Source organism: Halomonas flagellata (genome assembly GCF_022487945.1).
GTDB classification, from domain to species: Bacteria; Pseudomonadota; Gammaproteobacteria; order Pseudomonadales; family Halomonadaceae; genus Halomonas; species Halomonas flagellata.
In genome coordinates, this window is record NZ_JAKVPY010000099.1 from 1 (window position 1) to 672 (window position 672).

Sequence of the window (672 nt, forward strand, 5' to 3'; positions counted from 1 at the left end):
CCAAGGCGGATCTCACCGAGCGCTACGAGGCCCTGTGCACGCACTACGGCATGACGGCGAGCCGCAACAACCCGGGGCGCGGGCACGAAAATGCCAGCATCGAGTCGCCCCACGGCCACTTCAAGCGGCGCCTCAAGCAGCGACTGACGCTGCGCGGTTCTCATGAGTTCGCCAGCCTCGCCGACTACCAGGCGTTCCTCGATGAAGTCGTGGCCGCCATCAACCGCCGCAATGCGGCGCGCATCACCATCGAGCGTGGCGCCCTGATGCCGCTCCCCAGCCGGCCGGGCACCGACTACACCGAGCTGACGGTGCGTGTCACGACGTCCAGCACCATCCAGGTCCGTAAGGTGCTCTACTCGGTGCCATCCCGGTTGATCGGCGAGCGGCTGCGCGTGCACCTCTACGACGACCGCCTGGTGCTGCACCACGCCCAGCAGGTCCTGCTGACGCTGCCGCGTCTGCATGCCACGCCGAAGAGCGGGCGCCGGCGGATGATCGACTACCGCCATGTGGTCGGCTGGCTGGTCCGCAAGCCCCGGGCCCTGGCGGGGCTGACGTTCCGTGATGAGCTGCTGCCGGGCGCCGACTGGCGTGAGCTGTACGCCCGGCTGACCGCCCAATGGCCGGTCGCCGAGGCCTGCAAGCGCATCGTCGGTGCGCTGGCCCTGG

Annotated in this window: 1 protein-coding gene; it reads left to right on the forward strand. The window is 69.5% G+C overall.

Features of this window, described 5'->3' with window-relative positions:
- Positions 1-672, forward strand: a 672-nt coding sequence (locus MKP05_RS21330) for a Mu transposase domain-containing protein (RefSeq protein WP_439109012.1), incomplete at both ends; no start/stop codon positions are given.